We start from the raw sequence: 26,789 nt of genomic DNA on the forward strand, positions 1-26,789 counted from the left end.
GAAAGGCCATTTGCCATGCCCCTGGACATCGTCACGATCCCCTGCCGCACCGACAACTATGCCTATCTGGTCAAGGGTCCGGACGGGGTCTGCATCATCGACGCGCCCGAAGCGGGGCCGATCATCGCCGCCGCCGAGGAACGCGGATGGACACCGGGGGTGCTGATGATCACCCACCACCACGGCGACCACACCGCCGGAACGGACGAGCTGAAAGCGCGTTTCGGCGTCAAGGTCATGGGACCGAAAGCCGAGGAGGCCAAGCTGCCGCCGCTCGACATGGCGCTGACCGAGGGGATGAACGGTGGCGAGGGCGAAGGCTATACCGTGCCGCTCGACGTGCCGGGCCACACGCTGGGCCACATGGCGTTCCACTTCCCCAACGGCGGCGCGATCTTTACCGCCGACAGCCTGATGGCATGGGGCTGCGGCCGCGTGTTCGAGGGCACGATGGAGATGCAGTACGCCACCATGTGCAAGCTGGCCGCCCTGCCCCCCGAGACGATGATCTACTCCGGCCACGAATACACGACGGCGAACGGAAAGTTCGCGCTGTCCATTGAACCGGAGAACGCGAAACTTATCTCTCGCATGAAAGAGGTCGAAGCCGCGCGGGCCGCGGGCCGTCCCACAGTCCCCGTTCCGCTGTCCGTGGAACTTGAAACCAACCCCTTCCTGCGCTGTCACACGCCGGAACTGCAGGCCGCCATGAACATGGCGGGCGCCGACCCGGCAGAGGTGTTTGCGGCCGTCCGAAAGGCCAAGGACAACTTCTGATGCGTGAAAGTCGCGCGCGGACGCATCGGTTTCGGGAAATGTGAACGGTAAATCACAAATAACCCTTGAAGCCCCACGGATATCGACCAAACTTTCATACTATGAGGCCATGGTCGGGACCGGGGCCCTCGGCGCCCCGCCCCTTCCCCAATCAGAAGGAGCATCCAGTTGCCTTCATTCTCGACGACACTGGAACAGGCAATCCACGCCGCGCTTGCACTTGCGAATGCGCGACGTCACGAATTCGCGACGCTGGAGCACCTGTTGCTGGCGTTGATCGACGAACCGGACGCATCCAAAGTGATGAAGGCCTGCTCCGTCGATACCGAAGACCTGCGCAAGACCCTCGTGGAATTCATCGAGGATGACCTGTCGAATCTCGTCACCGACGTCGACGGTTCCGAGGCGGTTCCGACCGCTGCCTTCCAGCGCGTGATCCAGCGCGCTGCCATCCACGTCCAGAGTTCCGGACGCACCGAAGTGACCGGCGCCAACGTGCTGGTCGCGATCTTTGCAGAACGAGAGTCCAACGCGGCCTATTTCCTGCAGGAACAGGACATGACCCGCTACGACGCGGTGAACTTCATCGCGCATGGCGTGGCCAAGAACCCGGCCTATGGCGAAAGCCGCCCAGTCACCGGCGCCACCGAGCCGGAGGAGGAAGCCACGCAAACCGCATCCGCTGAACCGGGCGAAGCCAAGGAAAGCGCGCTCGACAAGTATTGCGTCGACCTGAACGCCAAGGCGCGCACGGGCGATGTCGACCCGCTCATCGGGCGCGAATCCGAGGTGGAGCGCTGTATCCAGGTGCTCTGCCGCCGCCGCAAGAACAACCCGCTTCTGGTGGGCGACCCCGGTGTCGGCAAGACCGCCATCGCCGAAGGTCTGGCGCGCAAGATCGTCAACGGCCAGACCCCCGAGGTCCTGTCCGAAACCACGATCTATTCGCTCGACATGGGCGCGCTGCTGGCCGGCACCCGCTACCGCGGCGATTTCGAGGAACGGCTCAAGGCCGTGGTGAACGAGCTTGAGGAACATCCCGACGCGGTGCTCTTCATCGACGAGATCCACACGGTCATCGGCGCCGGCGCGACCTCGGGCGGGGCCATGGACGCATCGAACCTGCTGAAGCCCGCGCTTCAGGGCGGCAAGCTGCGCTGCATGGGCTCCACCACCTACAAGGAGTTCCGCCAGCACTTCGAAAAGGACCGCGCGCTGAGCCGCCGGTTCCAGAAGATCGACGTGAACGAGCCGACGGTCGAGGACACGGTGAAAATCCTCAAGGGCCTCAAGCCCTACTTCGAGGAGCATCACTCGGTCCGCTACACCGCCGACGCGATCAAGTCGGCCGTGGAGCTGTCCGCGCGCTACATCAACGACCGGAAACTGCCCGACAAGGCCATCGACGTGATCGACGAGGCCGGCGCGGCGCAGCATCTGGTGGCCGAGTCCAAGCGCCGCAAGACCATCGGCGCCAAGGAGATCGAGGATGTCGTGGCCAAGATCGCCCGCATCCCCCCGAAATCCGTGTCCAAGGACGACGCCGAGGTGCTCAAAGACCTCGAAGGCACGCTCAAGCGCGTCGTCTTCGGCCAAGACAAGGCGATCGAATCCCTCGCTTCGGCGATCAAGCTGGCCCGTGCCGGCCTGCGCGAACCGGAAAAGCCGATCGGCAACTACCTGTTCGCGGGCCCGACCGGGGTCGGCAAGACCGAGGTGGCCAATCAGCTGGCCGACAGCCTTGGCGTGGAACTGCTCCGCTTCGACATGTCGGAATACATGGAGAAGCACGCGGTTTCCCGCCTGATCGGCGCGCCTCCGGGCTATGTCGGCTTTGACCAGGGCGGCCTGCTGACCGACGGCGTCGACCAGCATCCGCACTGCGTGCTGCTGCTGGACGAGATCGAGAAGGCGCATCCGGATGTCTACAACATCCTGCTGCAGGTGATGGACCACGGGAAACTGACCGACCACAACGGCCGGACGGTGAACTTCCGCAACGTGATCCTGATCATGACCTCCAACGCGGGCGCGTCGGAACAGGCCAAGGCCGCCATCGGCTTCGGTCGCGACCGGCGCGAGGGCGAGGATACGGCGGCGATCGAACGCACGTTCACGCCGGAATTCCGCAACCGTCTGGATGCCGTGATCTCCTTCGCCCCGCTGGGCAAGGAAATCATCCTGCAGGTGGTCGAGAAGTTCGTGCTTCAGCTCGAGGCACAGCTGATGGACCGCGGCGTGACGATCGAACTGACCAAGCCCGCAGCCGAATGGCTGGGCGAAAAAGGCTACGACGACAAGATGGGGGCGCGGCCGCTGGCCCGCGTCATCCAGGAACACATCAAGAAGCCGCTGGCCGAGGAACTGCTCTTCGGCAAGCTGGCCAAGGGTGGCGTCGTCAAGGTCGCGCTGAAGAACGGCGAGATCGACCTCCAGATCGACGGGCCGGAGCATCCGCGCCTGTCCGGCAACAAGCCCCCGCTGCTGACGGCGGAGTGATCCGGAAACGGATCGCAAGGAAATCGGAAAGGCCCGGCCCCGCGCCGGGCCTTTTCCTTTGTGATCGGGCAGATGGGTCAGCGCGCTTGCTTTCCAACACCGAACGAAGAAGATGCCGGCATGCGCCACATCCTTCCCCTGCTCGTCCTCGCCCTGCCCTTTCCCGCCGCGGCACAGCCAGTCCTGCAACTGCCCGCCGACTGCTCGCTGGGTGAAACCTGCTACATCCAGAACTACGTCGACACCGACCCGACCGAGGGCGCCGTCGACTATGCCTGCGGCGTGCTCTCCTACGACCGGCACAAGGGCACCGACGTCGCCCTGCCCTCGCTGGCCGCGATGGAGGCGGGCGTGAACGTCGTCGCCTCGGCCGCCGGGCTGGTGCGCGGGGTGCGGGACGGTATGGAGGACCGCGTCTTCACCGCCGAGTCCGAGGCCGAGATCGACGGACGGGATTGCGGCAACGGCGTGGTTATCCGCCACGAGGACGGCTGGGAAACCCAGTACTGCCATATGAAGCAGGGCAGTGTGACCGTGAAGGCCGGCGACAGGGTCGAGGCGGGAGCGGTGCTTGGCCAGATCGGCCTGAGCGGGCGCACCCAGTTCCCGCATGTCCACCTGTCGGTCCGCTACAACGACGCCGTGGTCGACCCGTTCCGCCCTGAGGCGGAGCCGGGCCAGTGCGGGCTGGCGGCGGGTGAAACGCTCTGGTCCGATCCCCCGGCCTACCAGGCGGGCGGGCTGCTGAGCGCCGGCTTCGCCGCGGCCATCCCGGACTATGACGCGGTCAAGGCCGGAACCGCGCACAGTGCCGAGATGTCGTCGACCACCCCGGCCATCGTCGTCTGGGCGTTTGGGTTCGGCAGCCGGATGGGGGATATCCTGTCCATGCGGATCACAGGACCCGAAGGCGAGATCTTCGCCACGGAGACCGAACTGGAGAAGGCGCAGGCCCAGTATTTCCGGGCGGGAGGCAAGCGGAACCGGGGCGCCCTGCCCCCCGGCACCTACACCGGCGATCTGACCCTGACTCGCGACGGCAAGGAAATCAGCCGGATCGCGACGGAAATGACCGTCCGCTGAGCCTCAGCGCTCGGTCAGCTTGAGCTCGATCCGCCGGTTCTGCGCGCGCGCCTCGGGCGAGGAGCCTTCCGTGATCGGCTGATACTGACCGAACCCGTTGGCAGACAGCCGGGACGGCGGCACATTGAGCTCGTCGGTCATAAACCGCACCACGGACAAGGCCCGCGCCTGGCTCAGTTCCCAGTTATCGGCAAACTCGGCGTTGCGCGTCAGCGGCACGTCGTCCGTGTGACCGTCCACACGCAGGATCCAGTCGATTCCCTGCGGGATCTCGGAGGCGATATCCCCGATCAGCAGGGCGACCTTGGCGATCTCGTTCCGGCCCTCGGTCGACAGTTCCGCCTGACCGGGCGCGAAGAGGACCTCGGAGGAGAAGACAAAGCGGTCGCCGACGATCTTCACGCCCTCGCGGTTGCCGAGGATCTCGCGCATGCGGCCAAAAAATTCCGACCGGTAGCGTTCGAGGTCCTTGGCCTGCGCCTCCAGCCGCTTGCGCTCGGCCTCTTCCAGCTCGGCGCGCTTGCGCTGCTCGGATGCAGCGCGGGCCAGCGCGGTGTTCAGGTCCTGCCCGAGGCTCGCGATCTCGACCTTCGCGGCGGCGTCGCGCTCCTTGGCGTCGTCCAGCAGCGCCTGCAGCGAGCCGAGCTGCGACCGAAGGGCGGCGACCTGCTGGTTCAGCAGCGTCGCGCGGCGGGCGGCTTCGGCGGAATGGGACTGTTCCTCGGCCAGTTGCGCCTTGGCCTGCCGCAGCAGGACCTCGCGCTGCTCGGCCTCGGACAGCTGCGCCTGCGCGGATTGTTCGGCCTTCAGCTTGGCGGCCAGCGCGGCGGCCAGCTGGCGCTCGATCTCTTCGCGGTCCATCGTCGCGGCCTCGGCCGCCTGACGTGCGGCCAGCGCGGCGGCGAGCTGTCGCTCGGCCTCGGCCTTGTCCTCGGTCAGCGCGGCAAGCCTGTTCTCGGCCTCGACCGTGGCGGCTTCGGCAGCGTCGATCCGGGCGTTCAGTGCGGCCTCGGCCTCGGCCCGTTCTGCGGCGGCGCGGGTCAGTTCCTGCTGAAGCCCGGCCACCTCGCGGCTGCGTCCTTCGGTGGCGGCGGTCAGTTCGGATTCGGTCCGGGCGACGGCAGCCTGCAGACCGGCGACTTCCGAGCGGGCTTCGGCCAGCTGTGCCTCGGCCTCTTCGGCGCGGGCGCGGGCGGTGTCGAGTTCCGCGTTCAGCGCGGCGCGGCCCTGATCGCCCGCCAGCAGCGCGGCGGCGAGCTGAGCGGACAGGTCATCCCGACGCGCCTGCGCGGCGGCGAGCATGGTCAGCGTCTCCTCGGCCTTCTTGCGCTGTTCCTCCAGCGCCAGCGTCATCGCGGTCAGTTCGTCATCCGCGTTCTTCAGCCGTTCGCGCAGCGCCTCGGCGGCGGCGGCTTCGGCCAGACGGGCCTGTTCCTGCTCGGTCAGGCTGGATTCCAGATCGGCGATCCGCGCCGTCAGCCCCGAATTGGCGTCCGCCGCGTCGGCATTCGCCGTCTCAAGCCGCGCGATGGTGGCGGCAAGGCTCTCGTTCGTCTCGGCGGCGTCGGCGTTCTTTGTCCTGAGATCCGCGATCAGCGCCTCCAGCGCCTCGCGCCGGGCGGCGGCGAGGCGTGCTGTTTCCACGCCTGCGTCAATCTCGCTCCGCGCCTGCGCCAGCGCCAGTTGCAGCGCCTCCTGATCCGTAATCAGCCGCGCCTGCGCCTGTTCCAGCGCCTCCTTATCGGCGACCAGCCCCTGCCGCGTCTCCTCAAGCGAGGCCACCTGATCGCGGGCATCGTCGCGTTCGCCGGTCAGCGTGGCGATCTGGGCCTGCGCACGGTTCTGCGCGGCCAGAAGGCTGGCGACCTGCGACTCGAAATCGGTGATCCGCGCCTCGGCGGCGCGCAGGTCGCGGCTGGTCTGGTCCCGCTCGGCGGTCAGGGCCGTCAGCAGGGCGGTCTGCTGCTCGGCCTCGGATCGCGCCTCGGCCAGCGTGGCGTTCAGGGTGTCGAGGTCGGAGGTCAGGCGGCTGGTCCGCGTCCGCTCCAGCCCGAGGGCCTGAGCGAGGGCCGCGACCTCGGTCGTCAGCTCGTCAAGCTCGGTCTCCTGCCCGGTGATGGTTTCCTTCAGCACGAACTGCACGACCATGAAGATCGTCAGCACGAACATCAGGACCAGCAGCAGCCCCGTCATCGCGTCGACGAAGCCGGGCCAGATCGACCCCTGGAACCGGTTGCCGGTGCGCCGTGAAAGCGCCATGCCTCAGCCCTCCTGGCCCCCGCCGGATCGCTTGATCGGCGCGGGCGTGCCCGCCAGCGGACCGGGCCGCCGCTGCGACGCCTGAACCGCGCGGGACAGAGCCGCGAGATCGGTCCGCAGCTCGGTCATGGTTTCCTGCCGGCCCGCCGAGATTTCTTCCAGGATGCGCAGCAGCTGCACGTCGATCGAGCGCAGGCGCATCCGGCTCTCGGCATCGAGCCCTTCTCCGGCCTCTTGCCGGGACAGCTGATCCAACAGCCTTTCCTGCCCCTCGGCCACCCTCAGAAGAGGGGGTATAACGGGGTTGTGTTCGGCCTGTTCGTTCAGCCGCGCGGCCAGTGCGCTGACCGCGTCGGTCAGGTGGCCGATCCGTTCATCCAGCATCGACCGGTTGATGTCGGACTGCGTGAACATGGTCTGCAGGCTTTCCATCTGCTCGGCCATGTGGTCCATGACGCCCGCCAGCGCGCCCGCCTCGCCGCCCTCGCCGTCGCCGCTGGCAAAGCTGACGCGGGTGATGGTCGACAGCCATTCCTCCAGCTCGCGGTAGAACCGGTTCTGACCGTGGCCCGCGAACAGCTCCAGCAGGCCCACGACGAGCGACCCGGTCAGGCCGAGCAGCGAGGATGAGAACGCCACCCCCATGCCGCCGAGCTGGCTTTCGAGGCCGGTCATCAGCCGGTTGAACACCTCCACCCCGCCCTCGCCGTCACGCGGCGCGAGGCCGCGGATCGTGTCGACCACCGCCGGGACGGTGGTGGCGAGGCCATAGAAGGTGCCCAGAAGGCCAAGGAAGATCAGCAGGTTGACGATGTAGCGCGTGATTTCACGCGCCTCGTCGATGCGGGTGGCGACGGATTCGAGGATCGACGTGGCCGAGGTCGAGGATATCTGCATCCGCGACCGCCGCGACCGGAGCAGCGTGGCAAGCGGCGTCAGCAGGCGCGGCGCCTCGACGTCGTCGACCTCGTTCCGGTCGGCGGCGAAAGCCTCGATCCAGCGGACCGAGGCGATCAGCTGCACCACCTGCCAGAAGCACGCGATGATCCCGAGCGCGAAGACGAAGGCGATGAAGCCGTTCAGGTAGAGGTTGGCGACAAAGACGGGCAGGACCCGTGGCGCGGCGATGAACATGCCTGCGGCGGTCAGCCCAAGCACGATCAGCATGAGCATGATCTGGCGCACGGGCTGGGAGAACTGCGTATGGGCCTCGCGGTCCGGCTGGTCCATTCGGACGGATCCTGACACTGGTTTGTTTGGCCGATTCTACGGGTTCGGCCCGTTCAAGCCAAGGACTTATCTGTTATTTCGCGCACGCGGGCGGACAGGTCTTCCAGTTCCGCATCACGAATTCCGAGTTCGATCAAGTGCGATACGGTCGACCAGAGGTAATCCCGGTTCGGACCCCGCCCGCCATGCGCCCCGGCGATGATGCCGGCCTGCTCCTCCAGCGGCAGGCCGCCGCAGTATTGCACGTGATCGCGATCGACCACATAGGCCAGCGCCTGCACCGCGCGCCCGTCGTCCAGCATCAGCGGCACGACCTCCTCGCGATAGGCCGAGGACACCAGTTCCCGTTCGCGCAGCGCGGCGAGGATATCCGCCTGCCCCGCCTCGGGCAGGCGCAGGGCGATGCCCCGGCACACCTCGCCCGGCGCGTGGTCCAGCGCCAGCACGAGGCCGGGCGCCTCGGGGCTGCCGCGATGGTGGATCGAGCGCATGCAGAAGGTGCGGGCATAGCCGTCGATCCGGGCCAGCGCCCGTTCGGCCGGATCGAACTCGGGGTTCCACATCAGCGACCCGTATCCGAACACCCACGTTTCCATCTCACCCCCGGCTCGCGCGCAATTCACTGGCCCGCGCCGGGCGGGGCTTGTATTCCCCGGACGGCGCGCCATGTGCCCCGACTATCATCTCGGCCCCCCAGTTACAAAGAGACCCCGCAGTGAAGAAGCTTCTCGCCCTCGTCCTGATCCTCGCCCTCGGCTGGTCCGCCTACTGGGTGATCGGATCGCGTTCGGCCAAGGGCGCGTTCGAGGGCTGGTTCGCCGACCGCCGCGCGGAAGGCTGGCAGGCGGATTACGCGGACCTGAGCGTCCGGGGGTTCCCCAACCGCTTCGACACCACCTTCACCGACCTCGCTATCGCGGACCCGGCCACCGGATGGGCATGGGAGGCGCCGTTCTTCCAGCTGCTGGCGCTGTCCTACCAGCCGACCCGCGTGATCGCCGTCTTTCCGCCGGAAAGCACCGTGGCCACCCCGATCGAACGGCTGGCGGTCACGGCAGGCGACCTGAAGGCCAGCCTATCGCTGTCCCCTGCCCCGCGCCTGCCGCTGGAACGCGCGACCTTCGTGGGCTCGGACATCACCGTCGGCGGCGAGGCCGGCGCCTCGGTCGGCACCCTGCGGCTGGCGACGGAGCTGAAGGCCGAGACCGAGGCGACCTATCGCTACGGCGTTCTGACCGAGGGGGTCACGGTGCCCGACGTTCTGCTGTCCCGGCTGGCACAGGGGATCTCGCTGCCGCCGGTGCTGACCCGGCTGGAACTGGACATGGACACGGCCTTCGACCGCCCGTGGGATCTGGACGCGCTGGAACGCGCCCGGCCGCAGCCACAGCAGATCGTCCTGCGCAAGGCCGAGGGGGTCTGGGGCGAACTGCAACTGGCGGCGACCGGCACGCTGGATATCGACGCGCTCGGCCAGCCCGAGGGCGAGATCGCGATCAAGGCCGAACGCTGGCGCGAGATGCTGGGCGTCGCGGTCAACGCGGGCGTCCTGCCCGGCGGGGTGGCGGACCAGGTCGAGAAGGGGCTGAGCTTTCTCGCCAACCTGACGGGCCGTCCCGACAGCCTGAACGTGACGCTGACATTCTCGGGCGGGCGGGTCTATCTGGGGCCGGTCCCGCTGGGTCCCGCCCCCATCATCCGCCTGCGCTGAGGGCATCCGCCCCGATCTTGCGTGCCGCAGCGGCGAAACGCCCCTTATCTTGTGGACAAAGCCGCCGAAGGTCTTTTCCCGCGTGGCCCGAGATGCCATAGTGTCCGACAACCAAGAAGAGCAGACGACATGGCAGACGACCTCCTCGCGGCCGCGCCGCAAACCACCTACGACGCCTCCTCGATCGAGGTTCTCGAAGGGCTGGAACCCGTTCGCAAGCGCCCCGGCATGTATATCGGCGGCACCGACGAACGCGCGCTTCACCATCTGGTGGCCGAGATCCTCGACAACTCCATGGACGAGGCCGTGGCGGGCCATGCCAACCGGATCGAGATCGAGCTGCATTCGGATTACGCCGTCACCGTCCGCGACAACGGGCGCGGCATGCCCTTCGACCCGCACCCCAAGTTCCCAGGCAAGTCGGCGCTGGAGGTGATCCTCTGCACCCTGCACGCGGGCGGCAAGTTCTCGGGCAAGGCCTACGAGACCTCGGGCGGCCTGCACGGCGTCGGCGCCTCGGTCGTCAACGCGCTGTCGGATTCCATGGTGGTCCAGGTCGCCCGCGACCGGAAGCTGGTGGAACAGCGCTTTTCCCGCGGCGTGCCGCAGGGCCCCCTGCAGGAAATCGGGGCGGCCCCGAACCGGCGCGGCACCACGACGACGTTCCACGCCGACGAGGAGATCTTCGGCAGCCACCGCTTCAAGCCCGCGCGCCTGTTCAAGTCGATCCGGTCCAAGGCCTATCTCTTCTCCGGCGTCGAGATCCGCTGGAAGACCGAGATCGACGATGGCGAGACCCCGCTCGAGGCGGTCTTCCACTTCCCCGGCGGCCTGTCGGACTACCTGAAGGAAACGATGGACAAGGCCTCCACCTATTCCGACCAGCCCTTCGCGGGCCGGGTGGAATTCCAGGAACGCTTCGGCGTGCCGGGCCGGGTGGAATGGGCGATCAACTGGACGCCGTCGCGCGACGGGTTCATCCAGTCCTACTGTAACACCGTCCCGACGCCCGAGGGCGGGACGCATGTCGCCGGTTTCTGGAACGCGATCCTCAAGGGGATCAAGGGCTATGGCGAGCTGATCAACAACCGCAAGGCCGCGCAGATCACCCGCGACGACCTGATCACCGGCGGCTGCGCGCTGGTGTCCTGCTTTATCCGCGAACCGGAATTCGTGGGCCAGACCAAGGACCGGCTCGCCACGACCGAGGCGCAGCGGCTGGTCGAGGGAGCGGTGCGCGACCATTTCGACAACTGGCTGGCGGCGGACACGAAATCCGCCGGTGCGATCCTCGACTTCCTCGTCCTGCGGGCCGAAGAGCGGCTGCGCAGGCGGCAGGAAAAGGAAACGCAGCGCAAGACGGCCACCAAGAAGCTGCGCCTGCCGGGCAAGCTGACCGACTGCTCCGCCACCGCGCGGGACGGGACCGAACTGTTCCTCGTCGAGGGCGACTCGGCCGGCGGCTCGGCCAAGATGGCGCGCGACCGCAAGCTGCAGGCGCTGCTGCCCCTGCGCGGCAAGATCCTGAACGTGCTGGGCGCGGCGTCGTCCAAGATCGGCACCAACACCGAGATCCAGGACCTGTGCCAGGCCATGGGCGTCGGGCTGGGGACCAAGTTCAACATCGACGACCTGCGCTACGACAAGATCATCATCATGACCGACGCCGACGTCGACGGCGCGCATATCGCGTCGCTGCTGATGACGTTCTTCTTCACCCAGATGCGGCCGCTGATCGACCACGGGCACCTCTACCTTGCCTGCCCGCCGCTGTTCCGGCTGACGCAGGGCGCGCACCGCGTCTATGTGCAGGACGAGGCCGAGCGTGATGTCTGGCTGGCCAAGGGTCTGGGCGGAAAGGGCAAGATCGAGGTCAGCCGGTTCAAGGGTCTGGGCGAGATGGACGCGAAGGACCTCAAGGAAACGACGATGGACGTGAACACGCGCAAGCTGATCCGCGTCACCATCGACGAGGACGAGCCGGGCGAGACCGGCGATCTGGTCGAACGCCTTATGGGCAAGAAGCCCGAGCTGCGATTCCAGTACATTCAGGAAAACGCACGTTTCGTGGAAGAACTGGACGTCTGAGGCCCTCCGCCACGGATAACGCCCGGATCTTAATCACTTGGGGCCGAGCGAATCGGCGCAACTCAAAGTTGCATTCTCATTACTTTATTCACAGGCCTCCCCATTTTCGGCGGATTCCCGCCTGTGCCGACACGCTCCGAACACTTTGAGGCAATTGCGCCAACAAGTGCCCAAGTCTCGCCCCGATCGGTCAAATTCACGCCCGGTTTCCCAAGCTTGTTAAGGAGGTAGCAAGTAAGGAAGCCAGCAATGCGCCAGCTGTTGTCACGAGTGGGGGCTTTCACGAGGGACGAACGGGGATCGGCCACGGTCGAATCCGTCATCTGGATACCGATCTTTGTCTGGGTCCTCGCGCTGATCATCAACGTTTCGATGATCGTGTTCGAAAAGAACCAGGCCTACCGCATCGTGCAGAACGCGAACCGCATTCTCAGCACCGGCAACATGTCCTCCACGACCCAGGTCGAGGAATACATCCAGGCCGAACTCGCCTCCTTCGCGCCGAACGCGCAGGTCAACACCTCGATCGAGAACGGCGTCGTCACCAGCCGCGTCTACTACCAGATCTCCGACCTGCTCCTACCCAACGTGATCGAACAGCTTGCCAATATAGGCATCACGATCTCGGCCAAGCACTACGTGGAATACTGACATGACCGCATCCCGGCTGATCGCCGCCCGCCTTCGCCGCACCGCGCGCGAGGAACAGGGCGCAATGACCATCCTCGCCCTCTATGTCCTTGCCGGCGCCCTGCTCATCAGCGCCTTTGCCGTGGACTTTGCCTATCTGCAATCCGCCCGCACCCAGTTGCAGGTCGCCGCCGACAGCGCGGCCCACGCGGCGCTCTATTTCCGCGAAACGCACAGCCCGGATCAGGCCAAGCAGAAGGCGCTGGAAATCGCGCGCAGCGACATGCCGGAAGCCAGCTACGGCAAGATCCTGAGCGTGGAGGATGTCGAGTTCGGGTACTGGAACAGCGCCACCAAGACCTTCGTCGCCAATCCCTACGGCGTCGATGCCGTCCGTGTCCGTCCGTCCCGCGCGCAGGAAAGCGGCAATCCGGTCTACACCTACCTGTTCCGCCTGATGAACCATGCGGAGTGGGACGTGCGCACCTCGGCCATCTTCACCACCTACCAGCCCCCATGCATGCGCGAAGGCTTCGTCGCGCAGGGCGTGGTCGATATCCAGTCGAACAACAGCTATTTCAACGGCTTCTGCATCCATTCGAACACCTACGTCTCGATCAACTCGAACAACTTCTTCGAGCAGGGAACGGTGGTGTCGATGCCGGACCTGTCGCTGCTGGACCTCCCCAATTCGGGGCTCGAAACCAACGAAGGCCTGCAGCTGGCGCTGCGCCGGGGCTACTACCGCCTGCGCGTCCTGAACAAGATCGAGGCGATCAAGGACGATCTGGACTGGGGTGCCGGCAAATACGTGCCCGACTACATCTATGGCACCGCGCATTACCAGCTGACCGGCACGCGTCTGGTCGCCGCCGATTTCCTGCCCAACCGGATCAACGACCTGAACTGCTCGGGCGGAAAGGCCACGATCGAGGCCGGAGAGCACCTCAAGGACATGGTGCTTCTGGTGAACTGCGAACTGAAATTCGGTCAGGGCGTGCTGCTCGAGAACGTGATGATCTTCAACTCGGACACGTCGGCCAACTCGTTCAACTCGCCCTCGGGGTTCCAGATCGGCATTAACGACGGGTGCGGCGAGGGCGGCGGCGCACAGCTGATCACCATGGGCGGGTTCAGCGTGGCGTCGGACCTGCAGATCTACGGGGGCCAGATCATCGCCAAGGGCGACATCGAATTCGCGGCCCGCGCCGACGGCATTCAGGGTGCCTCGCTGATCGCGGGGGGGATCATCAGCGGGACGTCGAACATGAACATGGGTTTCTGCGGGTCCGGGATGGAGGGGAATATCGAAGCCCCCTACTTCCGCATGGCTCTCTGACCGGCCGCATCCGGTCGGACCTGACGGCGCGGGAAGAGGAGCCCGCGCCGTTTTCACGTCCGTTGGCCGCTCAGCCCGATCCGAGCGCGACGACCGTGTCCCACAGGTCCTGCGGCACCCCGACCGGATCGCGCGGCGCGCGTCCCTGACCCGGCAGCCGCGCGCCCTCGTCCGCCGCGACCGCCGCCGCGATCTGGCCGAAGGCTCCGGCGAAGTCCGGCGCGGTGGCGGGGTCGATCAGCAGGTAGAACTGCCCGAAGTCATGCGGCGGCCCGCTGTCCTCGCGCAGCGGGTGGACGTTCTGGCTCAGCACCGAGCCGGTCATCGCCGCCGCCAGCAGCTCCGCCATCAGGCCGAAACCCCAGCCCTTGTAGCCCCCCGCCGACGACAGCGCGCCCTTCAGCGCCGCCTGCGGGTCGGTCGTGGGCCGGCCCTCGGCATCGACCGCCCAGCCCTCCGGAATCGCCTCGCCCGCCTCCGCCGCCATGGTGATGCTGCCGAGCGCGGTGGCCGAGGTCGAGAAATCGAACTGCATCGCCACCCCGCCCTGCCCGTCCGGCACCGAGAACGCGATCGGATTGGTCCCGATCACCCGTTTCCGCCCGCCCGGCGCGGCGACCGTGGGCGAGGCGTTGGTCAGCCCCAGCCCCACCATCCCCGCCCGCGCGATCTGGCCGGTGAAATATCCCATGGCCGTCGCCGTGTGCGAATGCGCCACCGTCAGCGCCGCGACGCCGTTAGCCCGCGCGGCCTCCAGCGCGGCGGGGAACCCCGCGGCGAAGGCGGGCTGCGCGAAGCCATAGGCCGCGTCGACCGCCACAAGCCCCGGACGCGGGCGAGTCACGACCGGCACCGCCTGCCCCTGCACCCGCCCGGTGCCAAGCTGCCGGCAGTAGCTTTCGACGTAGTAGAGCCCGCAGATCCGGTTCCCCGTCGCCTCGGCCTCGCGCACCGCATCCGCGACGCTGGCCGCGACCTCGGGCGCAGCGCCGTGGCGGGTCAGCGCGGCGATGGTGCGCGCTTCGATCTCGTCGAGTGAAACATCGGGCATGGCCACCCCCTTTCGCCAACCGTGGCGAGGGGGCGGCGTCCGGTCAACCTTCGGCCAGCGTTCCGGCGTCCAGCCGCAGGATCCTGTCCATCCGCGCGGCAAGCTCGAGGTTGTGGGTCGCGATCAGTGCCGACAGCCCTGTCCCGCGCACCAGATCCATCAGCGCGCCGAACACGCGGTCCGAGGTCTCGGGGTCCAGGTTCCCCGTCGGTTCGTCCGCCAGCAGCAGCTTGGGTGCATTGGCCAGCGCCCGGCAGAAGGCCACCCGCTGCTGCTCGCCGCCCGACAGCTGCGCGGGGCGGTGCGTCGCCCGCCCCTCGATCCCCACGCGGGTCAAGAGGTCGCGCGCCCGCGTCTCGGCCGCGCCCCGCGCGATGCCGTTGGCCAGCTGCGGCAGGACGATGTTCTCCAGCGCCGTGAACTCGGGCAGCAGGTGGTGGAACTGGTAGACGAACCCCACGTCCGCGCGCCGGATCGCCGTCCGCCGCCGGTCGTTCAGGCCGGTCACGTCCTCGCCCCCGATCCGCACGGTGCCGGAGTCCGGCGTGTCGAGCAGCCCCGCGATATGCAGCAGCGTCGACTTGCCCGCGCCCGATGGCGCGACCAGCGCCACGACCTCGCCCGGCTGCACCTCCAGCCCGACCTCGCGCAGCACCCGGATCTCGCCCGGCTGGCCCTTGTTGTAGGTCTTGACCAGTCCCGACAGGGACAGCACCGCCTCACTCATAACGCAGCGCCTCCACCGGGTTCATCCGCGCCGCGCGGCGGGCGGGAAAGATCGTCACGACGAAGGACAGGCCCAGCGACAGTGCCACGGCGGACAGCACGTCGCCGAACTGCAGCTTGGCGGGCAACTGGTAGATCCCCCGCACCGAGGGGTCCCAGACCCCGCCGCCGGCCACGTAGTTCACGAAGGAGAAGATCGGGTCGATCCAGATCGCGAAGGCGCAGCCGAGGATCACCCCCGCCACGGTTCCGATCACCCCGGTGAAGGCCCCGCAGATGAAGAACACCCGCAGCACCGAGCCTTCGGTCAGGCCCATGGTGCGCAGGATGCCGATGTCGCGGCCCTTGTTCTTGACCAGCATGATCAGCCCCGAGACGATGTTCATCGCCGCGATCAGCACGAGGATCGACAGGATGACGAACATCACGTTGTCCTCGATATCCAGCGCGCGCAGGAAGGCCCCCGAGGCATCGCGCCAGGTCCAGGTCAGGACCCCGTCCCCGGCGGCGACCGCCAGCGGGATGGCCATCTGGTCGACCCTGTCGGGCTGTTCGACCATCACTTCAAGTTCGTCCGCCACACCCTCGCGGTTGAAGTAGATCTGAGCCTCGGAGAACGGCATGTAGACCCGCGTCCGGTCGATGTCGTAGCGCCCGGCGGTGAAGACATAGACGACCTCGTAGGCCGAGACGCGCGGGCTGGTGCCGAAGGCGGTCTTGACCCCGTCGGGCGAGATCAGCCGGACCTTGTCGCCGATGGTCACGCCCAGTTCGCGGGCCACGCCGGACCCGATGGCGATCCCCTCGTCGAAGCGTGCGATGTCGCCCCACGAGTCCTCGGGCGTCGCGACGCGCGGGATGGTCATGAGGTCGGCCTGCGCAATGCCGAAGACCTCGACCCCCGCGTTGCTGCCGCGCGCATTGGCCATCACCTGCCCGCGCACCAGCGGCGCGACGCGGGTGACGCCGTCCACCGCGCGGACCCGTTCGGCCATCGCATCGTAGTCCGCGATCACCCGGCTGATCCGCCCGTTCTCGTCCGCCACAGCCTGCGGGTAGAGCGTCACATGGGCATTCGCGCCAAGGATCGTGTCCACGAATTCCGCCCGGAAACCCGAGCGCACCGCCAGCGTGGCGATCAGGGCGAAGACGGCCAGCGCGATCCCGATCAGCGAGATCCACGTCATCACCGACACGCCGCCCTCGGCCCGGCGCGCGCGCAGGTAGCGCCAGGCGATCAGGAACTCGAACGGCGCGAAGGGGGGCGTGCGTCCTGCCATGCTGCTTCCTCGGTGTTTTTCGTTGCGCGGGACGTTGGGCGAGGCGCGCGGCGGCGTCAAGGTTTCAGACCGCCTCACCCCGCGACATCCGCGTGAGGAAGTCGTCGGCCTCTTCGAGGATCGTCTCGCGCCTCGCCTCGTCCATCCGGTCCCATGACGCATAGATCGCGCCCATCCGGTGGTTCTTTTCGAACCGGTCGCGGTGGCGGTTCAGGAAATGCCAGTAGAGCAGGTTGAACGGGCACGCCCCCTTGCCGGTCTTCTTCTCGGCGAAATAATCGCAGCCGGTGCAGTAGTCGGACATCCTGTCGATGTAATTGGCCGACGAGGCATAGGGCTTGGACCCCACCACGCCGCCATCCGCGAACTGGCTCATGCCCACGGTGTTCGGCGCCTCGACCCATTCGAAGGCGTCGGCATAGACCGACAGATACCACTCATGCACCTCGGCCGGGTCGATGCCCGCGATCAGGGCGAAGTTGCCCGTCACCATCAGCCGCTGGATGTGATGCGCATAGGCGTTGTCGCGGGTCTGGGCGACGACCTCGCGCAGGCAGGCCATCCTGGTCTCGGCCCCCCAGTAGAGCGGCGGCAGCTTGCGCTGGTGGTTCAGCGCGTTGCGGTGCGGGTAGTCCGGTCCTTCGAGGAAATAGACCCCGCGCACGAACTCGCGCCAGCCGATGATCTGGCGGATGAAGCCCTCGGCCGACTGGATCGGCACCTCGCCCGCCTCCCACGCCGCCTGCACGGCGTCGCAGACCTCCTGCGGGGAGAGGAGGCCGACGTTCAGGTAGGGCGAGATCAGGGCGTGGTTCAGGTAGGGCTCGCCCGTCAGCATCGCGTCCTGGTAGGGCCCGAACTCCGGCAGCAGGCGGCGCACGAAATGTGACAGCGCCCGGCGTGCGTCCCCCCGCGTGACCGCGAAATCGAAGGGGCGGAGGCTGCCGAAATTGTCCGGGAATTCCCGTTGGACGAGGGCCAGCACCTCCTCCGTGATGTCGTCCGGCGTGAAGGACATCGGCGCGGAGCGCAGCAGGTCGCGCGCGGCGGGTTTGCGGTTGAGCTTGTCGTAGTTCCACTTGCCGCCCGCCGGGTCGTCGCCTTTCATCAGGTAGCCGGTCCGCCGCCGCATTTCGCGATAGAACCACTCCATCCTGAGTTCCTTGCGGCCCTCCGCCCATGCCTCGAAGTCCTTTCGGGAACAGACGAACCGGTCGTCCGGCAGCAGCTTCACCTCCAGCGGACAGTCCCGCATCGCCTCGATCAGCCGCCATTCCCCCGGCTCGGTCGCGATGACCTCGGTCGCGCCCGTCTCATCGGCCCGGCGCAGCAGTTCGCCGGGGATCGACCCGGCGTTCTCCGGATCGTCGTAGCGCGTGTAGGCGACCGTCCAGCCATCGCCGCGCAGCTCCTCGGCGAAGTGGCGCATGGCGGAGAAGATCAGCGCGATCTTCTTGGGGTGGTGCGGGGCATAGGTCGCCTCGCTCCGCACCTCGGCCATGACCACGGTGTCGCGCGCGCGGTCGGCATCTCGCAGGCAGGCCATGTCGGGCGACAGCTGGTCACCGAGGATCAGGACAAGTCGACTCACCAGACCACCCGGTCGCCGCGCCAGTCGAAGAAACCGCCGGTATGTTCCGTCGTCAGCCCTTCGACAACGCCGAGCAGGTTCTCCGCCGCCTCGTCGGGCGTGACCGAGGGATGCCGCCCGAGGTATCGCCGGGTCAGGTCGGTCTGGACAGTGCCGGGATGCAGCGCGACGCAGATCGCCTGCCTGTGGGTCCGCGCGATCTCGATCGCCCCGGTGTGCACCAGCTGGTTCAGCGCCGCCTTGGCCGCGCGGTAGCCGTACCAGCCGCCCAGCCGGTTGTCCCCGATCGACCCGACCCGCGCCGACAGCGCCGCGAACACGGCCCGCCGGTCGCGCGGTATGAGGCGCGGCAGATGGCGCATCACCAGCGCGGGACCGATGGCGTTCAGCGCGAACTGAGCGGCCAGCGTTTCGGCCTCGATGTCGGACAGCGCCTTTTCCGGTCCCTGCCCCGCGATCTCCAGCCCGCCGGTGGCGACGAAGATCAGGTCGAACCCCGGCTCGAGACCGTCCAGCGCGGCTTCGATAGAGGCAGGATCGGTCAGGTCCAGCCCGTCGCCCGACCGCGACAGGCCGGTGACGGCGACCTGGCGGGCCTCCAGCGCGGATGCCAGCGCCGCGCCGATCCCGCCGGAGCTGCCGATGATGAGTGCACGTTTCATGACGGCAATACGCGCGAGGCCGGAAGGTGGTTCATCCTTTAACCGCATTACCCCGCGCAACGGCCCCTCCCCGCCCCGTCATCCTCGGGCCTGACCCGAGGACCTCCACACGAAGCGCCGCCCTCCGAGGTCCTCGGGTCAAGCCCGAGGATGACCGCTCCCCTGCCGCCGCCACACACCATGCTGCACGCGCAGCGAAATTGCCGGGTTTTCAACGCGGATGACGCGGCGTATAGAAGGCCGCATGATGACCATGGGCCCCATCACTTCCGCAGACGCACGCCGCTCCACCGGCGCGCTTTGCCTTGGCCTGATTCTCCTAATCCGCCTCTGAGCGTGCCATCCGGCGCGACCGCTCAGAGGGCAAGCCGTTCCGCGCCATGGCTTCAGGAGAAAAGAGAGATTTACAGATGAACACCACATCCAAACAGGACCGCGTCCTGATATTCGACACGACCCTCCGCGACGGCGAACAGAGCCCCGGCGCGACCATGTCCCACGAGGAAAAGCTCGAGATCGCGGCGCTTCTGGACGAGATGGGCGTCGACATCATCGAGGCCGGGTTCCCGATCGCCTCCGAAGGCGACTTCCGCGCCGTGTCCGAGATCGCGAAGAACGCCAAGACCTCGGTGATCTGCGGGCTGTCCCGCGCGCAGCTGCCCGACATCGACCGGAACTGGGAGGCGATCAAGCACGCCAAGCGGCCCCGGATCCACACCTTCATCGGCACCTCGCCGCTGCACCGGGCGATCCCGAACCTCGACATGGACCAGATGGCCGAGCGGATCCACCAGACCGTGAGCCATGCCCGCAACCTCTGCGAGGACGTGCAGTGGTCGCCGATGGACGCCACCCGGACCGAGCGTGACTACCTCTGCCGCGTGGTCGAGATCGCGATCAAGGCCGGCGCCTCGACCATCAACATCCCCGACACCGTGGGCTACACCGCCCCGCGTGAGAGCGCGGAGATCATCCGCGAACTGCTGGAGCGGGTGCCGGGCGCGGAAACGGTCGTGTTCTCGACCCACTGCCACAACGACCTCGGCATGGCGACGGCGAACAGCCTTGCCGCCGTCGAGGCCGGCGCGCGTCAGATCGAATGCACGATCAACGGCCTCGGCGAACGGGCGGGCAACACCGCGCTCGAGGAAGTCGTGATGGCGCTGAAGGTGCGCAACGACATCATGCCCTACTCCACTGGCATCGACACCACCAAGATCATGAACCTGTCGCGCCGCGTGGCGGCCGTGTCGGGCTTCTCGGTCCAGTTCAACAAGGCCGTCGTCGGCAAGAACGCCTTCCTCCACGAGAGCGGCATTCACCAGGACGGCGTGCTGAAGAACGTCGAGACCTTCGAGATCATGAAGCCCGAGGACATCGGCCTGAACGCCGACAACATCGTGCTGGGCAAGCATTCGGGCCGCGCCGCGCTGCGCTCCAAGCTCAAGGGGCTCGGGATCGAGCTCGGGGACAACCAGCTCAAGGACGTCTTCGTCCGGTTCAAGGACCTCGCCGACCGCAAGAAGGAGGTCTACGACGAGGACCTCATCGCGCTGGTGCAGGTGGCCGAGGACGCGGGTGCGGACCGGCTGTCGCTCAAGCGGCTCCGCGTGGTCTGCGGGACCGAGGGCCAGTCGGCCGAGATGACGATGGTCGTGGATGGCGAGGAGAAGTCCTGCGAATCCACCGGCGACGGTCCGGTCGACGCGGCCTTCAACTGCGTGAAGCAGCTGTTCCCGCATGCCGCCCGGCTCCAGCTCTACCAGGTCGCGGCCGTGACCGAGGGCACCGACGCGCAGGCGACGGTGTCGGTGCGGCTGGCCGAGGACGGACGGATCGTGACCGGGTCGTCGGCGGATACCGACACGGTGGTGGCCAGCGTGAAGGCCTACATCCACGCGCTGAACCGCCTGCTGGTGCGGCGCGGGAAGAGCGGGTCGGACCAGAAGGAAATCTCGTACAAGGACGTGTCCTGACGGGTCTTCCTGTGTGACGGAATATGCCCCCGGTCAGCGATGGCCGGGGGTTTTCTGTTGTGGGTGGTGCGGTTGTGCGCTGAGAGCTTGTGTTCGGTCTGGCACCCCTCAACGCAAGTGCCCGGTGTGCGAGCCTGCCCGTGGGTAGGCGCAGCCAACGACTGAACGATGCGCTTTATCCCGACCACACCCCTCCTCTGCCAAAGCTCATCGCGCGGGCGACACGGCGCCTACCCGCCGGGACGGGCAGGCGCCAGGCGCGGCGGCTTCGCCTTGATTCCGCGCCCGGTCGGGAAAGCATCCGGCGTAGGGTGCGTGCTCGCCACGCACCGCCCCGCCGCCCCAATTCAATCGAACGCGTGCTGCGTCAGCCTCCGGTCCCGCCGCTCGGTCATCCGGTCGAGCAGCCGCCGCGCCATGCGCGACACCTCGTCCGCATAGGCCGGATCCCCGGCGAGGTTCACCGTCTCGCCCGGATCGCTCTCAAGATCGAACAGCATCGGCGGCACACCCCCGCCGAAATGCACGTATTTCCACCGCGACTCGCGCAGCATGGACACCCCGGACGCATTCAGCGGCAGGCCCATGTGCTCCATGAACCGGGTCGGATCCTTGGGATGCCCGAAATCCGCCTCCAGCAGCACCGCGTCACGCCAAGCCTCCGGCGCCTCGCCCCGCGTGAAGGGCAGCAGCGACCGCCCGTCCATCGCCTCGGGCACCTCGGCGCCGATCCAGTCCAGCACCGTGGGCGCGACATCCACGCTCTCGGTCAGCGCGCTGACCCGGCCACCGCCCGCCTGCCCCGGCACCCGGACGATCATCGGCACGTGGAACGCGGCTTCGAAGACGCTTTCCTTGCCCCACATGAACTTGTCGCCCAGCATCTCGCCATGATCGGCGGTGGCGACGATCAGCGTGCTGTCCGCCTGCCCGGTCTCCTCCAGCCAGTCCAGCACGCGACCGAGGTGATGGTCCACCTCCGCCACCAGCCCGAGATACACGGCGATCAGGTCGCGGGTCATCGCATCCGACAGGCCCCGGTTGTCGCCGTCATGGCCATGGAACAGGTGCCGGTTCACGGGACGCGAAAACCACGCATCCACAAAGGGATGATCCGGCGCGGCCCGTTCCGGCAGCGGCAGTCCGGCCGGGTCGATCATCCGGTTGTAGGGCGCGGGCGCCACGAGGGGCGGATGCGGGCGGATCCATGTCAGATGCGCGAACCACGGCCCGAACTCGCGCCAGTAATCGAGCGATTCCAGCGTCTTGTCGGTCAGATAGGCGGTGTCCGAATGCTCCGCCGCGAAAATCGCGGGATCACGCGGCCCGCCATTGCCGGCGGGAACGTAGTAGCTGGGCCAGCCATCCGTGCGCAGGTGGATGTCGTAGCCCTGTTTGCGCAGGAAGGCCGGCCATTCGCGCCCGACTTCCATCCGCATCTCGACCACCTCGCGGAACCCCGGCGCGACGCCCTCGTAGACGCTGAGATCGGGATCCTCCGGAGCCATCCCGGTCGGGTCCGGCGATGTGTCGGTATAGCCGAAGAGCAGCGGCTCGTATCCCGCCTTGCGCGCCTCGGTCGCCAGCGTCGCGTGATGCCGCGCCAGCGGCGTACCGTTGCGGATCGAGCGGTGGTTCATCGCGTAGAGCCCGGTCAGCAGCGAGGCGCGGGCGGGACCACAGGGCACGGTGACGGTGAAGTGCTTCTCGAACAGCGTGCCGGAGGCCGCCAGCCGGTCGAGATTCGGCGTCGGCACATGCGGCGCGAGCGGCCCGGTCAGCACCGAGGCCACGCATTGATCGAGCGTGATGAAGAGGACGTTGCCGGGGCGGGTCTTTGCTGTCATGGCTGGCACCATGCCTCAGATTTTCGCCGCCCGCACGGGGCATTCCGCATGACACGGCAGCTTCTTTTCCGCCCCGTGAACGAGGGCGACCTGGACTTCATGGCCGACCTCTTTTCCCGCCCCGAAGTGGTCGCGCACCGCCCCGATCCCACGCCCGACAGCCGGGCGATCTGCGCCGACAAGCTGGAGCGGGACATGGCGCACTGGGACGCGCACGGATTTGGCCGCTGGACCGTGCTGGACGGTGGCGCGCCGGTCGGGTTCGGCGGTCTGACGGTGGTCGAAGACGCGGATGATCTGAACATCTCCTACCATGTCCATCCGGACAGTTGGGGCCGCGGCCTGGCCTCGGCCATCGCGGCGCGGGCGGTGGCGCATGGGTTCGGGCAACTCCGCGCTCCGGGGATCAGGGGGCTGGTGCGCCGGGCGAACCCGGCCTCGGCGCGGGTGCTGGTGAAGCTGGGGTTCCGCGAGGACGGTGAGGTCACGCTGCATGGGGCGCCGACGGTGAGGTATCTGCTGGAGCGGTGAGGTGTGTGTTGGCGGTGAGCGCCGGGGGTTTCACACCCCCGGACCCCCGTGGCATATTTTCGGCAAGATGAAAGGGGAGCCCGTTCGCGTCATGCCGAGGCGGCGGCCGAGCGGGTGAAGTCGAACTCCTCGGCGAAGTGGCAGGCGGCCCGGTGGCCGGGGGCGATTTCGCGCAGGGCGGGGACGGTGGTCTTGCATTCGGCGCGGGCGAAGCGGCAGCGGGTGTGGAACTTGCAACCGGGCGGCGGGTTCGCGGGGCTGGGGATTTCGCCTTCGAGCTTTTCCGCCGTCTTCGGCGCGTCGGGGTCGAGCGCCGGAATCGCCGAGAGCAGCGCCGAGGTGTAGGGGTGGCGCGGGCGCGCGAAGAGCTGGCGCGTCGGGGCGGTTTCCACGATCTGGCCGAGGTAGAGCACCGCGACCTCGTCGCAGACATGGGCGACGACGCTCAGGTCGTGGCTGATGAAGAGGAAGCCGATCCCCATGTCCTTCTGGATCTGCTTGAGCAGGTTCAGCACATCCGCCTGGATCGACACGTCGAGCGCCGCGACGCTTTCGTCGGCGACGATGAAGCGCGGCCCCGAGACCAGCGCGCGGGCGATCGAGATCCGCTGGCGCTGCCCGCCCGAGAAGGCATGCGGGAAGCGCCGCAGGTGTTCGAGGTTCAGCCGGCATTTTGCCGCGATCTCGCGCACGCGGGCGTCGGTTTCGGCGCGGTTCCTGGTGATCCCCATGACCTCGAGCGGTTCGGCGATGATGTCGCGCACGGTCATGCGCGGGGACAGCGCGGCATAGGGGTCCTGGAAGATCAGCTGCGCCCGCTTGCGGTAGTCCTTGAGCGCCGCGCCCTTCAGACCGTTCAGGTCAAAGCCCTTTTCGCCGTCGTGATAGGTCACCTCGCCTTCGGAGATCGGCGCGGCCTTGAGCAGCGCGCGCCCGAGCGTGGTCTTGCCGGAGCCGCTTTCGCCCACGAGGCCGAAGAACGATCCCTTGCGGATCGAGAGCGAGACGTTGTCGACCGCGTTCAGGAAGGCCTTGGCGCCGAACATGGAGCGCCCGAGCGGGTAGCGGACCGAGAGGTTCTTCGCTTCGATCAGCGTGTCGCGGTTCATGCGGGCTCCTCCGCTGCGGGCAGTCCGGGGGCGTAGTGGCAGGCGACCGCGTGGCCTTCGCCGGTGCTGCGCATCTCGGGGACCACCCGGTTGCAATGGCCCGCGCGGGCGATGCCGCAGCGGGTGTGGAACACGCAGCCCGCCGGGCGGTTCAGCGGCGAGGGGATGTCGCCCGGCACCGGGGTGAGCGGTGCGTCGAGATCCTCGAGCTTGGGCAGCGCGTCGATCAGGCCGCGCGTGTAGGGATGGCGCGGGTCGCGGATGACCTGCCGGACGGTGCCGGTTTCCACGATCCGGCCGAGATACATCACCGCCACGCGGTCCGCCGTCTGGGCGATCACGCCGAGGTCGTGGGTGATGAACAGGATTCCCATGCCGAATTCGGTCACGAGGTCCTTCATCAGGTCGATCACCTGCGCCTGGATCGTGACGTCGAGCGCGGTGGTCGGTTCGTCCGCGATCAGCAGCTTGGGCGAGGTCGAAAGCGCCATGGCGATCATCGCGCGCTGGCGCATCCCGCCCGAGAATTCGAAGGCGAACTGGTCGAACCGCTTGTCCGGCGCGGGGATGCCGACGCGGGCGAGCATGTCGATCGCATGCGCTTTGGCCTGCGCCTTGGTCATGTCGGTGTGGATCAGCAGCTGTTCGACCATCTGCTCGCCCACCGTGATCGCGGGGGCGAAGCTGGCCATCGGCTCCTGGAAGATCATCGAGACGGAGCCGCCGCGCACCTGCTCCATATCGCGTTCACGGCGCAGGGCGAGGACGTCGATGGGGCCGTTGCCGGCGTCGAGTGTGATCTTGGACGTGTCGCCGTAGACGGTGTTGTCGCCGTTCAGGCGCATCAGCGACTTGGCGGTGACCGACTTGCCGGAGCCGGATTCGCCGACGAGGCCCAGCACCTCGCCGGGGGCGATGTCGAAGGAGACGTCCTCGACGGCGGTGATCAGGCCCTCGTCGGTGCGGAAGCGGATGGCGAGGTCGCGGACGGAGATCAGGGGCATGGGCGGGTCTTCGACTTGGACTGGCAGGCAGGTGCGGGACGGTCGTCACAGGCGTTGGCGCGGAGCGGACAGCCGTGCGCCGTGCCCGCCCCTCTCCTCGGCAGCGTCCTCATCGTTCGGCCGTGAAGCGGGGATCGGGACTGAACTGACGTTACATTCACTTCTTCGACCCCCCGTAGGGATCCGCCGCGTCCCGCAGCCCGTCGCCCACGTAGACGAAGGCCATCACCAGCGCGATGAAGAAGAATACCGGGATGAAATACCACTGGTAGTTCAGCAGCACGTCGGCGGAGGTCGTGTTTTGCAGCATCACCCCCAGCGAGTTCACCGGGTCCTTCAGCCCCAGCCCGATGAAGGACAGCGCGGTTTCCGACAGCACGATGTAGGGGAAGGAGATCACAAGGTCGACGATGATGTAGGATGTGAACGACGGCAGCAGATGCCGCCGGATGATGTGCCCCGCGCCCGCGCCCTGAAGCTGGGCCGCCAGCACGTATTCCTGGTTCCGCTCGACCAGCAGGTGCGTCCTGACCCGCCGCGCCAGTGTCGGCCAGTTGATGAAGCCGATGATGATCGAGATGAAGAAGAACCTCGTCTCGGAGGACCATTCCTGAGGGATGAAGGCGGCGATGGCCATGAACAGCGGGATGATGGGGATCGTCCGTATCGCGTCCGTCACCATCTGGATCACCCCGTCGATCCAGCCGCCGAAATAGCCGGCCACACCCCCGATGATCAGCGCCATGACGAAGGAGATGAGAACCCCCAGGGTCCCGACCGCCAGCGAGGTGTAGATCGCGTGCAGCGTGCGACTGAAGATGTCCTTGCCGGTGTCGTCGGTGCCGAAGAGGTGGATAAACCCCTTGTCCACGCCGAAGAGATGGATGTCGGAGCTGATCGGCCCGATGGAATAATCCCAGTCCCGGACGAAGAACTGGACATAGCGCCGGTCCTCGGTGTCGATGGTCGTCACCCAGCGGAAGTTGGTGGCCATCGACCGCTCGCGCTTCACGCCATAGATGAAGGGCCGCCACGAACAGCCCGCGTCGTCGCAGAAACGCGGGATCTGGGGCGCGCCGTTGGTATAGTCCTTGTCACGCCCCGCGATGGTCGGATTGTGCGGCGACAGGAAGGGCGCGAGGATGCCGATCACAATCAGCCCGACGAGGATCGTCGCCGCGACCATGGCGCTGGTGTTGCGGCGGAAGCGGGCCCAGATCAGCTGGTATTGCGAGGCGGTGAAATAGGCCTCGCGGGCGCGGCGGCTGACCGCGTCCTCGGTCTCGACCACATCGACATGGGGGCCGGTGGTGGCGGGAACGCCCTCGGGCGGGGTCATGCTCATGCCTTGTCCTCCGCTTGGTGGCGGGGCCGCGCGTCGGCCCCTTGCGCGTCC

Annotated in this window: 21 protein-coding genes; 9 read left to right on the plus strand and 12 right to left on the minus strand. The window is 67.4% G+C overall.

Translation table 11 applies throughout. The annotated features are described in order from the left end of the window. Window positions 1-15 precede the first annotated feature (15 nt). The 3 genes from gloB to ATO6_RS13995 all read left to right on the plus strand — a co-directional run bounded on the left by gloB (window position 16) and on the right by ATO6_RS13995 (window position 4,359). Entirely contained in the window at window positions 16-777 is a 762-nt protein-coding gene (gene gloB / locus ATO6_RS13985; RefSeq protein WP_088624637.1) for a hydroxyacylglutathione hydrolase, read from the plus strand. A 168-nt stretch (window positions 778-945) separates the two neighbouring features. Continuing rightward, window positions 946-3,276 (plus strand): ATP-dependent Clp protease ATP-binding subunit ClpA, encoded by a 2,331-nt coding sequence (clpA, locus tag ATO6_RS13990; RefSeq protein WP_088624638.1) that lies wholly within the window; start codon window positions 946-948, stop codon window positions 3,274-3,276. A gap of 120 nt (window positions 3,277-3,396) precedes the next feature. Continuing rightward, entirely contained in the window at window positions 3,397-4,359 is a 963-nt protein-coding gene (locus tag ATO6_RS13995) for a M23 family metallopeptidase (protein WP_088624639.1), read from the plus strand. Window positions 4,360-4,362: 3 nt separating this feature from the next. On the opposite strand, the gene ATO6_RS14000 is transcribed toward ATO6_RS13995, so the two are convergent. From ATO6_RS14000 to ATO6_RS14010, 3 genes are read right to left on the minus strand one after another with little or no spacing between them, the layout of a single operon-like run. Beyond that, window positions 4,363-6,618 (minus strand): peptidoglycan -binding protein, encoded by a 2,256-nt coding sequence (locus ATO6_RS14000; RefSeq protein WP_088624640.1) that lies wholly within the window; start codon window positions 6,616-6,618, stop codon window positions 4,363-4,365. A 3-nt stretch (window positions 6,619-6,621) separates the two neighbouring features. Continuing rightward, window positions 6,622-7,848: a flagellar protein FliT gene (locus ATO6_RS14005; RefSeq protein WP_088624641.1), complete on the minus strand. Its 1,227-nt coding sequence runs from the start codon at window positions 7,846-7,848 to the stop codon at window positions 6,622-6,624. A gap of 53 nt (window positions 7,849-7,901) precedes the next feature. Then, a complete protein-coding gene (locus ATO6_RS14010; RefSeq protein WP_088624642.1) occupies window positions 7,902-8,444 on the minus strand; it encodes a gamma-glutamylcyclotransferase in 543 nt (180 codons plus the stop codon). A gap of 119 nt (window positions 8,445-8,563) precedes the next feature. Here ATO6_RS14010 and ATO6_RS14015 point away from each other — a divergent pair, with 119 nt between their 5' ends. The 4 genes from ATO6_RS14015 to ATO6_RS14030 all read left to right on the plus strand — a co-directional run bounded on the left by ATO6_RS14015 (window position 8,564) and on the right by ATO6_RS14030 (window position 13,616). After that, entirely contained in the window at window positions 8,564-9,559 is a 996-nt protein-coding gene (locus ATO6_RS14015; RefSeq protein ID WP_176440934.1) for a DUF2125 domain-containing protein, read from the plus strand. Between the two features lie 129 nt (window positions 9,560-9,688). Continuing rightward, window positions 9,689-11,647, plus strand: coding sequence for a DNA topoisomerase IV subunit B (gene parE, locus ATO6_RS14020; RefSeq protein ID WP_088624644.1), 1,959 nt, complete (start codon window positions 9,689-9,691; stop codon window positions 11,645-11,647). Window positions 11,648-11,896: 249 nt separating this feature from the next. Continuing rightward, complete coding sequence (locus ATO6_RS14025) at window positions 11,897-12,298, plus strand: TadE/TadG family type IV pilus assembly protein (protein ID WP_088624645.1); 402 nt, start codon at window positions 11,897-11,899, stop codon at window positions 12,296-12,298. A gap of 1 nt (window position 12,299) precedes the next feature. After that, window positions 12,300-13,616 (plus strand): pilus assembly protein TadG-related protein, encoded by a 1,317-nt coding sequence (locus ATO6_RS14030; protein ID WP_088624646.1) that lies wholly within the window; start codon window positions 12,300-12,302, stop codon window positions 13,614-13,616. A 70-nt stretch (window positions 13,617-13,686) separates the two neighbouring features. Here ATO6_RS14030 and ATO6_RS14035 read toward each other — a convergent pair whose 3' ends face one another. The 5 genes from ATO6_RS14035 to ATO6_RS14055 all read right to left on the minus strand — a co-directional run bounded on the left by ATO6_RS14035 (window position 13,687) and on the right by ATO6_RS14055 (window position 18,926). Further along, window positions 13,687-14,667 carry an Ldh family oxidoreductase gene (locus ATO6_RS14035; RefSeq protein ID WP_088624647.1) on the minus strand — a complete coding sequence of 327 codons (981 nt, stop codon included), beginning with the start codon at window positions 14,665-14,667 and terminating at the stop codon, window positions 13,687-13,689. Between the two features lie 43 nt (window positions 14,668-14,710). Continuing rightward, window positions 14,711-15,394, minus strand: coding sequence for an ABC transporter ATP-binding protein (locus ATO6_RS14040; RefSeq protein WP_088624648.1), 684 nt, complete (start codon window positions 15,392-15,394; stop codon window positions 14,711-14,713). Next, a complete protein-coding gene (locus ATO6_RS14045) occupies window positions 15,387-16,673 on the minus strand; it encodes a lipoprotein-releasing ABC transporter permease subunit (protein ID WP_088624649.1) in 1,287 nt (428 codons plus the stop codon). Before ATO6_RS14045 ends, ATO6_RS14040 begins: the two co-directional genes overlap by 8 nt. 64 nt (window positions 16,674-16,737) lie before the next feature. Next, window positions 16,738-18,267 carry a cryptochrome/photolyase family protein gene (locus ATO6_RS14050; RefSeq protein ID WP_088624650.1) on the minus strand — a complete coding sequence of 510 codons (1,530 nt, stop codon included), beginning with the start codon at window positions 18,265-18,267 and terminating at the stop codon, window positions 16,738-16,740. Continuing rightward, window positions 18,261-18,926: an SDR family NAD(P)-dependent oxidoreductase gene (locus tag ATO6_RS14055; RefSeq protein ID WP_088624651.1), complete on the minus strand. Its 666-nt coding sequence runs from the start codon at window positions 18,924-18,926 to the stop codon at window positions 18,261-18,263. The genes ATO6_RS14050 and ATO6_RS14055 overlap by 7 nt, the downstream gene beginning before the upstream one ends. Before the next feature lie 410 nt (window positions 18,927-19,336). Between ATO6_RS14055 and ATO6_RS14060 the strand changes: the two genes are divergently transcribed. Then, entirely contained in the window at window positions 19,337-20,902 is a 1,566-nt protein-coding gene (locus tag ATO6_RS14060) for a 2-isopropylmalate synthase (RefSeq protein WP_088624652.1), read from the plus strand. Between the two features lie 347 nt (window positions 20,903-21,249). On the opposite strand, the gene ATO6_RS14065 is transcribed toward ATO6_RS14060, so the two are convergent. Beyond that, window positions 21,250-22,749 (minus strand): alkaline phosphatase family protein, encoded by a 1,500-nt coding sequence (locus ATO6_RS14065; RefSeq protein WP_176440935.1) that lies wholly within the window; start codon window positions 22,747-22,749, stop codon window positions 21,250-21,252. Window positions 22,750-22,797: 48 nt separating this feature from the next. Between ATO6_RS14065 and ATO6_RS14070 the strand changes: the two genes are divergently transcribed. Continuing rightward, window positions 22,798-23,280 (plus strand): GNAT family N-acetyltransferase, encoded by a 483-nt coding sequence (locus ATO6_RS14070; protein WP_088624654.1) that lies wholly within the window; start codon window positions 22,798-22,800, stop codon window positions 23,278-23,280. 89 nt (window positions 23,281-23,369) lie between these two features. Here ATO6_RS14070 and ATO6_RS14075 read toward each other — a convergent pair whose 3' ends face one another. The 3 genes from ATO6_RS14075 to ATO6_RS14085 form a co-directional block, all read right to left on the minus strand. Continuing rightward, the gene (locus ATO6_RS14075; protein WP_088624655.1) at window positions 23,370-24,389 is read right to left on the minus strand and encodes an ABC transporter ATP-binding protein; all 1,020 of its coding nucleotides are present in this window, start codon (window positions 24,387-24,389) and stop codon (window positions 23,370-23,372) included. Continuing rightward, entirely contained in the window at window positions 24,386-25,393 is a 1,008-nt protein-coding gene (locus ATO6_RS14080) for an ABC transporter ATP-binding protein (RefSeq protein ID WP_176440936.1), read from the minus strand. Before ATO6_RS14080 ends, ATO6_RS14075 begins: the two co-directional genes overlap by 4 nt. A gap of 157 nt (window positions 25,394-25,550) precedes the next feature. After that, on the minus strand, window positions 25,551-26,732 hold the full coding sequence (locus ATO6_RS14085) for an ABC transporter permease (RefSeq protein WP_088624863.1): 1,182 nt from the start codon (window positions 26,730-26,732) through the stop codon (window positions 25,551-25,553). Window positions 26,733-26,789: the final 57 nt, after the last annotated feature.

Source organism: Oceanicola sp. 22II-s10i (assembly GCF_002210105.1).
Taxonomy (GTDB): Bacteria; Pseudomonadota; Alphaproteobacteria; order Rhodobacterales; family Rhodobacteraceae; genus Pseudooceanicola.

Bases quoted from the DNA above. Each gene is read 5' to 3' on its own strand.
- gloB (WP_088624637.1), top strand. From the start codon at position 16: ATGCCCCTGGACATCGTCACGATCCCCTGCCGCACCGACAACTATGCC.
- ATO6_RS13995 (WP_088624639.1), top strand. From the start codon at position 3,397: ATGCGCCACATCCTTCCCCTGCTCGTCCTCGCCCTGCCCTTTCCCGCC.
- ATO6_RS14000 (WP_088624640.1), bottom strand. From the start codon at position 6,618: ATGGCGCTTTCACGGCGCACCGGCAACCGGTTCCAGGGGTCGATCTGG.
- ATO6_RS14005 (WP_088624641.1), bottom strand. From the start codon at position 7,848: ATGGACCAGCCGGACCGCGAGGCCCATACGCAGTTCTCCCAGCCCGTG.
- ATO6_RS14010 (WP_088624642.1), bottom strand. From the start codon at position 8,444: ATGGAAACGTGGGTGTTCGGATACGGGTCGCTGATGTGGAACCCCGAG.
- parE (WP_088624644.1), top strand. From the start codon at position 9,689: ATGGCAGACGACCTCCTCGCGGCCGCGCCGCAAACCACCTACGACGCC.
- ATO6_RS14025 (WP_088624645.1), top strand. From the start codon at position 11,897: ATGCGCCAGCTGTTGTCACGAGTGGGGGCTTTCACGAGGGACGAACGG.
- ATO6_RS14030 (WP_088624646.1), top strand. From the start codon at position 12,300: ATGACCGCATCCCGGCTGATCGCCGCCCGCCTTCGCCGCACCGCGCGC.
- ATO6_RS14035 (WP_088624647.1), bottom strand. From the start codon at position 14,667: ATGCCCGATGTTTCACTCGACGAGATCGAAGCGCGCACCATCGCCGCG.
- ATO6_RS14040 (WP_088624648.1), bottom strand. From the start codon at position 15,394: ATGAGTGAGGCGGTGCTGTCCCTGTCGGGACTGGTCAAGACCTACAAC.
- ATO6_RS14045 (WP_088624649.1), bottom strand. From the start codon at position 16,673: ATGGCAGGACGCACGCCCCCCTTCGCGCCGTTCGAGTTCCTGATCGCC.
- ATO6_RS14055 (WP_088624651.1), bottom strand. From the start codon at position 18,926: ATGAAACGTGCACTCATCATCGGCAGCTCCGGCGGGATCGGCGCGGCG.
- ATO6_RS14060 (WP_088624652.1), top strand. From the start codon at position 19,337: ATGAACACCACATCCAAACAGGACCGCGTCCTGATATTCGACACGACC.
- ATO6_RS14065 (WP_176440935.1), bottom strand. From the start codon at position 22,749: ATGACAGCAAAGACCCGCCCCGGCAACGTCCTCTTCATCACGCTCGAT.
- ATO6_RS14070 (WP_088624654.1), top strand. From the start codon at position 22,798: ATGACACGGCAGCTTCTTTTCCGCCCCGTGAACGAGGGCGACCTGGAC.
- ATO6_RS14075 (WP_088624655.1), bottom strand. From the start codon at position 24,389: ATGAACCGCGACACGCTGATCGAAGCGAAGAACCTCTCGGTCCGCTAC.
- ATO6_RS14080 (WP_176440936.1), bottom strand. From the start codon at position 25,393: ATGCCCCTGATCTCCGTCCGCGACCTCGCCATCCGCTTCCGCACCGAC.
- ATO6_RS14085 (WP_088624863.1), bottom strand. From the start codon at position 26,732: ATGACCCCGCCCGAGGGCGTTCCCGCCACCACCGGCCCCCATGTCGAT.